At 42.5% G+C, this 11,500-nt stretch carries 8 protein-coding genes and 1 pseudogene; 3 read left to right on the top strand and 6 right to left on the bottom strand.

Annotation, left to right across the window (positions count from 1 at the left end):
* Window positions 1–119: 119 nt before the first annotated feature.
* The gene (locus E2L07_RS14955; protein WP_134228599.1) at window positions 120–1,622 is read right to left on the bottom strand and encodes a transposase; all 1,503 of its coding nucleotides are present in this window, start codon (window positions 1,620–1,622) and stop codon (window positions 120–122) included.
* 254 nt (window positions 1,623–1,876) lie between these two features.
* Here E2L07_RS14955 and E2L07_RS14950 point away from each other — a divergent pair, with 254 nt between their 5' ends.
* Window positions 1,877–3,007, top strand: a complete 1,131-nt coding sequence (locus tag E2L07_RS14950; RefSeq protein ID WP_134229963.1) for a saccharopine dehydrogenase family protein — start codon at window positions 1,877–1,879, stop codon at window positions 3,005–3,007.
* Window positions 3,008–3,249: 242 nt separating this feature from the next.
* Window positions 3,250–5,415 carry a DNA topoisomerase III gene (locus E2L07_RS14945; protein ID WP_134229962.1) on the top strand — a complete coding sequence of 722 codons (2,166 nt, stop codon included), beginning with the start codon at window positions 3,250–3,252 and terminating at the stop codon, window positions 5,413–5,415.
* A gap of 28 nt (window positions 5,416–5,443) precedes the next feature.
* Here the strand turns inward: E2L07_RS14945 and sat are convergent, their stop codons facing one another.
* The 5 genes from sat to E2L07_RS14925 all read right to left on the bottom strand — a co-directional run bounded on the left by sat (window position 5,444) and on the right by E2L07_RS14925 (window position 10,732).
* Window positions 5,444–6,583: a sulfate adenylyltransferase gene (gene sat / locus E2L07_RS14940; protein ID WP_134229961.1), complete on the bottom strand. Its 1,140-nt coding sequence runs from the start codon at window positions 6,581–6,583 to the stop codon at window positions 5,444–5,446.
* A complete protein-coding gene (cysC, locus tag E2L07_RS14935) occupies window positions 6,580–7,206 on the bottom strand; it encodes an adenylyl-sulfate kinase (protein WP_134229960.1) in 627 nt (208 codons plus the stop codon). Before cysC ends, sat begins: the two co-directional genes overlap by 4 nt.
* Before the next feature lie 23 nt (window positions 7,207–7,229).
* The gene (locus E2L07_RS14930; RefSeq protein ID WP_134229959.1) at window positions 7,230–8,999 is read right to left on the bottom strand and encodes an SLC13 family permease; all 1,770 of its coding nucleotides are present in this window, start codon (window positions 8,997–8,999) and stop codon (window positions 7,230–7,232) included.
* A 186-nt stretch (window positions 9,000–9,185) separates the two neighbouring features.
* Complete coding sequence (locus E2L07_RS20900; RefSeq protein ID WP_166740094.1) at window positions 9,186–9,359, bottom strand: hypothetical protein; 174 nt, start codon at window positions 9,357–9,359, stop codon at window positions 9,186–9,188.
* A gap of 311 nt (window positions 9,360–9,670) precedes the next feature.
* Window positions 9,671–10,732, bottom strand: a complete 1,062-nt coding sequence (locus E2L07_RS14925; RefSeq protein ID WP_166740093.1) for a glycosyltransferase family 4 protein — start codon at window positions 10,730–10,732, stop codon at window positions 9,671–9,673.
* Between the two features lie 166 nt (window positions 10,733–10,898).
* Here E2L07_RS14925 and E2L07_RS14920 point away from each other — a divergent pair.
* Window positions 10,899–11,500: pseudogene (locus tag E2L07_RS14920) on the top strand (DDE-type integrase/transposase/recombinase); the annotation flags it as partial.

Here is an 11,500-nt window from a genome sequence, read left to right as displayed (position 1 = left end):
AAATGAACCAAAATTACTGGAAATTGGATTGGAATGGCCTGCACACTCATTATTTTCATTGTATTTTCAAAAATGTGCATGACAAAGAAACCTATTGCCATTATTTTTTTAAAAATTGACTAGGCGGCTTTAGGAAAGATGATTTCTTCAATATTTAACTGCTCTTTCTGACTGCTGTACCAAGCATCGATGTGCTGACACATCATTATGGCGTATAGGCGAATGTACCACATTTTTGTTGACCGGTGGCGTCCAGATTCCAAGTGATAATCTATTTTTTCTCTTTTATTAGAACGTTCAACAGAGGTTCTTCGTTTGTATATAAGTTTCCACTTTTCAGAGGACCTTGGTGTTTTGGTAAATAATCGTAGATTATCCTCTCTGAATGTATGGAATGTCCGACCATATTTTGCTTTTGAACACGGTGATGAGCATGTATTTTTGGTACCGCAAGCAAGTGGACAACGCCATTTTTGCCGATTTTGAGATTTGTCAAACCCGTTGGGCTTCATCTCCTTCCCAATCGGACAGATTGGAACACCTGTTGGAGATATTTGAATATCACTTTCTGTACTAAAGTTCTTCTTTGTTCGAACATTTAAATCGATGAAGGGTTCCACATTTTGATGTTCAAGTAGCTCATAAATGGCCTCAGCATCGTGCGCTGCATCAAGAAGAATTTTATCAATCGTGCCCAAGGTGTACCGTTGCGAAAATTCAATTGAACTAACCACTAGGCTGACTGAATCATGCCGGGAAGCAGGATGCAGCCGTGGATATAGCGGTAAGTCGTATTGGCTATCGCTAGTGGATATCATGTAGAGATGATATCCGTTGAAGTACTTTTCCTTAGAACTATCCCAGCCTGAGTCGATGTCGGGTTGTGAATACTGGCGTGGGTGAGTACAGTTCGTTAGTCCTTGGGCACTACAATTACAGGTTGATTTACTTCTCGGGTACCTAGCTGTTTCAATTGGTGTCCCATCTCCAACTACACCTAGAGCTTCGGGATCCCCAAGAAGACCAAGTTTCGTAGAAACCGCTAAAAATTGGGATTGAAAAAACTCAAATAATCGGTCTCCTGGCAGTTGTTTTTGTTTGGAACCATAACGCATTGCCCGATCAACGAGTTTACGAACAATTCCGGGATTCTTAGGTTCAGCTTTTTCACCCTTTTTAGGCTTCTTTTTCTTTTTTGACTTTTTCTTTTTAGGTTTGACCTTCGGCATAACATTCGGGCTTTCGAAGGCCCATAAACGTTTGAAAAAGTCTTCAAATGTTCCAACACCTGGTGTGTCACCGGGTTCAAAACCGCTAAGAATTGCATACAACGGAACGCGACGAAGTTGATCAACCCAATGAGTAATACCTTTTGTAGGTTGAACAAATAATGAAAGCAGATAAGAACGCATCATAGAAGCAGGGTCACGAGGCTTTGGTCCCTTTTTGGAATAGGAATCACCAAGCCATGTAGTTACCGAAGAGAGATCAGTTATCCAAAGCTTTTTAATTACTGGCCAATCCTTATTAACAAGGGTAAGAATGCCGCCAGAATAATGGGCATTTAACTGATTTAGAACGAAGTTTTGATAAGTTTCGTGTGCAATAAACGTTGGTTTCATTTTGGCACCTCAATCACAAGTAGTAAGGGAAAATAATCCCTTCACCGGCGATTATTGTGGTGTTTTTGAAAAGTCAAGTGTTTCTTGTCGAATTCGAGAAAATATTTTGATAATTAATTTCCAGTTTTAAAAAATGAACATTAAAAAATCCCACCTAAAATAGGAGGGATGAAATAAATTGGTTTGAGGAAAATCCTTGAACCACAAAGCTCGGCGAATGCCGAGAGTCTATAAAAGTGTAAGGAGGAAAATCAATGAGAGAGGACATCGTAGTCATTGGGGGATATGGTCAAGTGGGTCGCGCAATTTGTCGCCTACTCGCAAGGCGATATGCAGGCCGGGTGTATGCTGCGGGGAGAAATTTTGAAAAGGCGAATCGTTTTTCACTAGAGACAGATGGGGAGGTACAGCCGCTCCAAGTGGACATCCATCAGCCGAAGAAAGCATTTGAAGCGCTGAACCAACCAAAATTAGTGATCGTTTGCATCGATCAAGACCATACAGAGTTTGCTAGATTGTGTGCCAAAAACGGAATTGATTATTTGGACATTACGGCTAATGGAAAGTTCTTGAAAGAGCTAGGAGGGTTAAATCGAGGCGCTGTGAAGCATACAGGTGTTATTAGTGTCGGGCTCGCACCTGGGATAACTAACTTATTGGTGGAGCAAGCGGTTCGTATGTTTGAACAGGTGCATCAAGTGGACATCTCCATATTACTCGGTCTTGGTGATGAGCATGGAGAGGGTGCGATGGAATGGACGTTTCAACAGATTAATCAATCATTTGACGTGAGGGTCCAAAACGACTGGCGACAAGTTAAAAGCTTTACAGACCGTAAACAGGTTTCGTTCGGTAAGGCGATCGGCAATCATTCGGTCTATCGATTCCCATTCTCCGATCAGCAAACTCTTGCAAGAACATTACATCTGCCGACCGTTTCAACACGGTTATGTTTTGATTCGCGGCTGGTGACAGCTGTCGTGGCAACGATGCGACGACTACACATTACGAAGCTATTATCGTTGCCAGCCGTTCGGAAGGTATTAACCACCTTGCTTAACGCCTTTCCCTATGGCTCTGAACAGTATGGAGTAAGGGTCGAGGTAAAAGGTGTACGAAAGGACGAGAAGGAGGAAGTTTACTCGCTGTTCACAGGGGAAAATGAAGCGTTAATGACAGCCCATGTAGCATCAGCCGTAGCTTTTGCTCTTTACGAACACCCTTGTCCGAAAGGGGTGTTTCATATTGAGGAACTTTTTGAGCTAGTATTTATCGATCAGCATATCTCATTAACGTTAAAAGGAACGGAATTTTCCTATCCACTACCTACACCTAAGCAATTTGTGCAAAATGAGACTAGCATCTGTTCGCAGAATCATTCATAATAGGAATGTATGTTCCACATTAAGAAATGATAACGTTTTTGCAGTAGACAAAATGTTTAGAAGTTATATAAATGAACTAAGACTCGGCTGACACTTAAAGCCTTGGCTATTGCCGAGTTTCTTTCCACTATAGAGTGCTTAACTTCGATTTCAGGAATAAAAGATAAGCAAAACAATGATTTTCGCTATAGGACTTGGCGGTATGCCAAGTTTTTCTAATGATTTGGAAAAGGAGATTGGTTATGGGAGCGGTTGTTGTCATTGCAGAAAAGCCAGATCAAGGAATGAAGCTAGCGGCTCCATTTCCTCATCGTAATAAGCGTGGCTATGTAGAGGTCGCCCCATGTGATCAGTTTCCAGCAGGCGCTTTTTTTACGTGGGCGGTGGGTCATTTGTGTGAGCTTTGTCCCCCAGAACAGTACGATCCGTCTTGGAAAAAGTGGACGCTTGAGGCGCTGCCATTGATTCCGCAATCATTTGTCCACAGGGTCTCTAGAGGGAAAAAAGATCAATTTCAGGTGATTCGCTCCCTCGTCCATCGCAAGGAGGTAACAGAAATTGTTATGGCTGGTGATGCGGGGCGTGAAGGGGAACTGATCGTTCGTCTCATCTTAAAACAATGCAGGGTAAAGAAGAAGACGAGCCGTTTGTGGCTGTCATCGTTAACGAAGCAGGCTGTGGTTAGTGGATTTCACCAATTAAAATCAGCTGAATCAACAGAACCACTTTATCATGAAGCCCTTAGTCGTTCGTGCGCAGATTGGTTAATTGGGATGAATGTGACGCGTGCTTATACCCTTTTATTAAAGAAAAAAGGCGTCGATAGTCTTTTTTCAACAGGGCGTGTACAGACACCGACCCTTGCGCTGATTGTTAAACGGGAGAAAGAAATTGAAGCGTTCGAGTCAAAGCCGTTTTGGGAAGTGAAAGCGACGTTTCGCGTCCAAGGACATGAGTATGAAGGCATTTGGCATAAAGACAGGGAGACGCGTTTATTTGATCAGCCAATGGCTGAGGCAATTGCCGCCTTCTGTCGTGGAAAACAGGGAAAGGTAACAAAGGTTAAAAAGGAAACGAAAACGCTCAAACCACCTTACTTGTTCAATCTTTCAAGTTTGCAAGCAACAGCAAATAAACGATTTACCTTTTCTCCGAAAAAAACCCTCGATGTGGCGCAAAAATTATATGTTAAAGGTCATATTTCCTATCCCCGGACCGACTCTAGCTTTTTAACAGCCGAAGAAGGGAAGGCAGCTAAGCGAATTGTGCAGCTACTCAAACAGGAGGACGCATACGCCTCCCTATTCCCACTCGATCGGGATAACTTGCTTCAAGATCGGCGGTACGTGAACCAGAGTAAAGTGACGGATCACTATGCGATCATACCGACAGATGATGTCCCAAAAGTTCAAACGTTAGCCAAGGATGAACAACTCCTCTATGATTTGATCGTTCGCCAATTTCTTGCAGCCCACATGCGAGAAGCGAAGATCGCATACACGGAAGTGGAAACCCTCGTTGACGAGAGAGCGACCTTTTTAACGAAAGGAAAGCAACTCCTCGACCAAGGATGGAAACAAATCATCGGTTTATCAAAGCATGACAAGGATGAGGACATTCCCCCATTAGAGGAAGGGTGGACGGGTGATGTGAAGCACGCTGATGTACGTGAGGGCAAAACGAAGCCACCGAGCCGGTATACGGAAGGTCAGCTGATCACATTAATGAAGACGGTCGGAAAGCATGTGGAAGATGATGAACTTGAGAAAGTGTTGATGCGAACAGAAGGACTCGGGACAGAGGCGACAAGGGCAGGGATTATTACATTGCTCAAAGACCGGCAGTACATTGAAATCAAAAAAAATGTCGTCTATGCAACAGAGAAAGGGAAGCTACTCATCGAAGCTTTGGGCCCTAGCCTGCTTGCGTCACCAGAAATGACAGCAAAATGGGAACAGCGCCTTTTTGAGATCGGACGTGGTCAAGCAGATGCTCACGCCTTTATGGAGCAAGTAAAAAAGCTTTCCGATCATTTGGTTAAAGAGGCGCATCAGCGCGCGAATACGTGGGATTTTTCATCCTTTGATCAAGAAGCGCTCGAGGAGAAAACGAAAAAGAGGAAAAAAAGGCGACCGACATATGTAGGATCATGCCTTGCCTGCGATGGAAAACTTCTAGATCGGGGAGAGTTTTATGGCTGTACGAATTATGAGGCAAAGAGCTGCCGGTTCACGATTAGTAAAACAATCCTAGGCAAACGTCTATCACAAGCCAATGTCAAAAAGCTGCTCCAAGGTGAGGCAACGAACGTGATCAAAGGGTTAAAAAAAGGAGATGACACCTTTGATGCGAAGTTGTATTGGGATAAAGAAAAGAAGAAACTAGGGTTTCAACCTGTGGAGTCATAAAAAGCATCCCCCTTGGAGGAGGATGCTTTTACGTGTTCCTTAATCCTTTCATTAACACGTCAATGACCTCAGGGCGACTAAATTCCGGCGGTGGCTTTACTCCGGATCTCAGCATTTCACGAACCTTTGTCCCTGATAAATGGAGGTGATGTTCTTTTTTGTGCGGACACGTTTTCGCGCTCGCCATGCTTCCACACTTTTTACAGTAGAAGCTATGCTCGAACGGAAGAATGTGAATCCCAAGTTCAGCTTGAGGAAATTGAGTGAAAACTTGTTGAGCATCATAGGTGCCATAATAATCACCAACTCCGGCGTGATCGCGTCCAACAATAAAGTGGGTGCAACCGTAATTTTTTCGGACAATGGCATGAAAAACAGCTTCTCTCGGCCCCGCATATCGCATGGCTGCCGGGAACACCGATAAATAAACGCGATCTTTCGCATAATAATGTTTCAACAACACGTCATAGCTTTCCATCCGAATGGCAGCAGGGATGTCATCCTTTTTCGTATCACCGACAAGTGGATGCAACAAGAGACCATCGACGCTTTCAAGGGCACATTTTTGAATATATTCATGGGCTCTATGGACCGGGTTTCGCGTTTGAAAGCCAACGACGGTGTTCCATTGACGTCTTGAAAACTCAGCTCGTGTCTCTTTTGGGGAACGATAATAATGTGCCCATTGATCGTTTCGCGCTGGATGTTGGATAAGGTGAATCGGTCCAGCAGCGTAAACATCTCCGCGTTTAAACAACCGTTGAACACCAGGATGGTCGTGATCGGTCGTTTGAAAAACGTGCATGGCTTCCGATGTTTTATCTGGAACATAAAGCTCCTTTAGGTATAAGACTCCGTAGTCAGTCTGATTGTAGGTAAGCTTTACCTGATCGCCGATACGTAAGGACTCAGCCGTTTCTTCCGTTATTGGTAGTGTGATCGGTAGGCTCCAAACGGTTCCATCGGCTAAGCGCATAGTCTTCACCACAGACTCGTAATCTTTTTTATTCATAAACCCTGTTAGCGGGCTATAGGCTCCGTTTGCGAGGAGCTCTAAATCGGAGAAAGCGATCGAATCTAATTCAATCTCTGCTGAAAGTGAAGACAAATCAAGGGACGTTACCGTGCGATCAATTAATGATCCACCGTGGGGAATGCTCAGTGTCACTGCTTTCCCTTCTTCCACGCGATTTTTTCTAATATAATCGGCAGAATGATTTGCATTGATTGTTCCACCGTACGATCTGTCGTATCGATACAAATGTCAGGGTTTTTCGGTTCTTCATATGGCTGATGAATCCCTGTAAATTGAGGGATTTCCCCTTTACGCGCCTTTTTGTAAAGTCCTTTAGGATCACGCTTTTCACACTCTTGCAATGTACAGCTAACATACACTTCAAGGAATTCGTCCTCTGCAAAACGTGATCGTGCCCGTTGCCGCTCCTCTTCTACTGGTGAAATGAGCGCGGCCAGAACGACCAGACCCGCATCAACGAAAAGTTTGCCTACTTCTGCTGTTCGGCGAATATTTTCTTTTCGATCTTCCATAGAGAAGGAAAGGTTGGTATTTATTCCGTGACGGAGATTGTCTCCGTCCAACACATACACTTGAATGCCTCGTTTAAATAGCTCAGATTGTAGGGCATTGGCAATCGTTGATTTACCTGATCCGGATAATCCGGTAAACCAAATCATCATACTTTTATGACCATTTGATTGGTTTCGAGCTTTTTTCGTCACGAGCTGTGGATGCCAAACGATATTGGCAGCATCTTGGCTGTTTGATTTCATGTAAGTCACTCCTTTTGATCATGTTACATCAGCCATTTATACATACTTAATCCGATCGTCACGATCATACATAAAATGGTGAGGGGCAAGCCGACCTTTACATAGTCTGTAAATTTATACCCTCCAGGACCATAGACGAGAAGGTTAGTTTGATAGCCGATCGGAGAAAGAAAGCTGCATGAAGCAGCAATCGCGGTCACCATGGCAAGCATGCTCGGATCAAGCTGTAGCTGTAAGGAAATAGAGTAGCCAATTGGAAACATAAACGCTGCTGTGGCTAAGTTACTAATGATTTCTGTCAAAATGAGCGTAACAATAAAGAACATGACAAGGATTCCTGCTAAACCTACCGCTGTTTGCACGAAAGAAATACCCCCGGCAAGGAGCGTTGCCAAGCCTGTTTTTTCGACGGCGGTTCCGATACCGATGGAGCTGCCCATAAGAATGATAACGTTCCAATTGATCGCTTTTTTAACATCAGCCATTGTTAAAACGTTAGAGAAGATTAAGATCGCGACACCGATGAGACATAGTTTGAAAATGGACAGCAATTGAAAGGCAGAGCCTAGGACGATCATTAGCAACACTCCGATCACGATCCTGCGCTCATAAACGGGACGAACGGCTATTTTTTTTATTGGCGATAAGACATAAAAATCATCTGAATCGGACCACCTGGATAAGAAGTGTTTGCCTGTCAGAAGTAAAAGAGTATCTCCAGGTTTGATGACAATATCACCGATTCTTGAGCGGATTTTTTTATGTTTTCGTTGTACGGCCACAATGGCTGCCTCATATTTTTCGCGGAAATTCGTCTCATTGATTTTTTTCGAGACAAGGGATGATGTGCTGGAGACCACAACCTCCACTAGGGCATGGTTTTCCGGTAACGACGGGTATTTCCCATCGGATAATAACGATAAGCCAGGAATCATTTTTAATTGGATTAACCCGTCGGCACTTCCTGAAAAAATTAGAATATCTTCGGGATGAATCGGTTCGTCATTAGGGGCAGGAACGATCCGTTTTCCTTCGCGAATAACCTGAATAAGAAAGAGCTGATCGAGGTTTCGTAACATGCCTTCTTTGATTGTTTTCCCGATTAATGGTGACGACGTTTCAACGATGAATTGGAACATGTAGCTTTGTTCCGTATCCTGAAGTTCGGCGACATGGTGCTCTCGATCTGGTAAAAAGCGATGCCCCAGTAGCACCATGTAAAGAATGCCTACGATCGTTAAAGGAATGCCGAAATAAGCAAAATCAAACATGGAAAAGCCGTCAATCCCTTTATCGAGCATGAGTCCGTGGATTACTAGGTTACCTGAGGTCCCAATCAATGTGATCGTTCCCCCTAAGATGGCGGCATAGGACAAGGGGATAAGAAGCTTTGATGGATTAATCTTATTGGAAATCGCCCACTGTTGTACGGTCGGAATAAGCATGGTCACGATCGGTGTGTTGTTCATAAACGCTGATAGACTACTGACGGGAATCATCAATCGGCACAGAATCGTTGAAAGGTTCGTTGTTTGATGCAACACACACTTCATTAACTGATGAAGTACATCACTTTTGGAAACAGCGGCAGCAATGACGAACAGCAACGCCACCGTATGAACGCCGGTATTTGCAAATCCATTCAGCGCTTCTCCAGGAGTTAAAACATTAAACAACACTAAAGAGGATAAAGCAAAAAAAACTGTTAATTCTGGTACGAACCACTCTTTAATTAACGCAACAAACATCGTGATAATGACACAACAGAGCAAAAGAATGTCAACATTTAGCACGGTCCTCTCTCCTGGTTAGCATTCACCTAATAAAAGTCATACTAGTCTATGAAAAACATGGTGGTTTGTACATAATAGTCGCCTTGTTTTCACCCTTTTGGGCGTCAGTAGAAGATACCGAAGAGAAAGGAGAGGTACATAAAAAAAGAAAGAGGGGATGTGATGTTTCCCCTCTTAAGAAAATGATTACACATTGATATTAAAAATCGTTGCAACATTATACGGCTCGCGGCACTCTCTTAAGTTCTCACGACACTCTGCTCTTGCCGCACGCGCGTCCGCAAGCCCTTGACGACACTGACGTAATTGGTTTCTTCGTTGTCTCAACTGTTCACGGCATTCACGTAATTCTGGATTCATGAAGTTCCTCCTTTCCTGAAAAAGGATTATGAAGATTGTGTTTGTTGTCGACATTCGCTTAAGGCTTCACGACATTGTCTTAAATCAGCACGAACTTCGGCACGTAACGTGCGACATAATCTGATGCTTTGTGCAGTGCGTCGGATATTTTGTCGACATGCATGTAGTCTCGTATGAGCCATAAAAATGATCTCCCTCCTTTTATACAGAGATAAAAAGGAAATTAGATCCTTCTTCACTTTTTATATTCATCCTTTAAATAAAAGGGGTGGACTCATATAGGAGATCAGGACAAAAAAATCAATTTAGTGCTATAGTCCAATGAACTGAAGCATCTGCTGAAAATGATCCCGATACAACTCAGGGCTAAAATGTTCATGGACATAATTTCGTGCATTGGATGTTAATTGATTTTGAAATTGTTTATCCCTTAACAATCGCTGTGCTTTATTGACAGAGGCGGGAACGTTGTTGTGAGGAATAATTAAACCTGTTTGTTCATCGATGACGAAGCTTTTAATTCCATCTGAATCGGTACATACTACTGGGCATTTGCAGCACATTGCTTCAAGAACGGCATACCCAAAGCCTTCTTTTTTGGAGGTAGAACAAAGAAAGCCACCGGAACGACCGATTAAAGAATAAAATTCAGCCATTCGTTCATAAGGAACATTCTGTAGTGAACGCATATGACTTCTTAGCTTTAATTTTTTCACCACACTGTGAAAATGCTTTTTTTCGCTCGGGTTTGCTGCTTTAGGATCTTCAAATATCCAAAGCTCTAGCGATGGATCCTCTTTAAGCAACTTCTCACCGATTTGTAAGAAGTATCTCCAGTTTTTATTTTCTTCGATTCGGCCTACCCAACCGATAATCGTTCGTTTTGGCTTTGATTGTGGATTAGTAGTAAACATAGAAAACGTTATGCAGTTGTGAAAATGAAAGGCTGGAGTAGAGGGGAAGTGTTGTGCGATTATCTGCTCTAAATGGGGTGTTTTAGGTGACAAGATCGCATCTACTTCCCCTGTAATATGATCGTTCGCTTTATCGAATAATTCTTTGATGCCCGTGCCAAACCCTTGCACATCGAAAATAATTTTCCCTTTATATCCGAGGCGACGTAATCTGTTCACAAACAAAAAATCTAACGTAACGACAATGACATCGTATTGTTTCCCATAGAGGAGTGCCTTAATGTCTTCATCATCATTTGTTACATAAGTTCTCGCATCGCCCATTGTATTTAGTCCTGAGCCGTTTTTTAAATATAAAAAATGACACTCACATTCATCACTTTGTAAAGCATGATATCGATGGCGGTTTAAAGTAACGACACCACCGGTTGCGAGGTAAAAGGTGAATAGGATTTTCATATGAAACTCTCCCATGATAGAAGTCGTATTGTCAAAACTTTATATAAAAATAGGTTATTAAATCCTATATTAGAGGGCTTTATAAGCAAAAAAATTGCCACCCCCTTAAATTCTGTAGATAATTGAGGTTACCACAACACCCAATTCCAGAAAAGGAAGTGACAATTTGTACCCTCAAATTATAACCTATTTATTAACTTTTATAAACTATCAAGAACAAATTATTCGAACTTTGCTTACTCTTTTGATTGGAAAAAGCATGTTCGATAAACCAAAAGAAGCTCCTGTTAATCAGCCTTATCGAAAGCTTCAAATTGATGATTTACCTATCATTGAAAAACTAGAAAGGCTCGATTATCAGCTTTTATTAGCGGAACACCTTCAATCCAAAGGGAAACCGTTAAAACCAGTACAGCGACGAGCGAATTCTACGCCCGTACCGTCTACCTTATGTTGTCCGAAGTGTGGTGCTCCTTCTGCGTATTTGTACGCAAATAACGGAGGAAAAGGACAATATCAGTGTAAGGTGTGTTCGTGTGTTTTCAATAAAAAAAGTCGTTATCAGAAAGAGGCCATTCTTAAGTGTCCTCACTGCCTTAAACCGCTTGAAAAAATTAAAGAACGAAAAGATTTTCACGTGTTTAAGTGCAAAAATGATATGTGTACCTATTATCAAAAAAACTTGAGCGCCATGACCAAAAAAGAGAAAAAACAATTTAAAGAAGATCCACAATCGCTGAAAGTACGCTACATTTACCGGAAGTTCCA

The sequence above is a fragment of the Halalkalibacterium halodurans genome, assembly GCF_004376175.1.
Classification (GTDB): domain Bacteria; phylum Bacillota; class Bacilli; order Bacillales; family Bacillaceae_D; genus Halalkalibacterium; species Halalkalibacterium halodurans.
The sequence above is the reverse complement of the archived record's forward strand: the minus strand, read 5'-3'. Positions and strand labels throughout refer to the sequence as shown.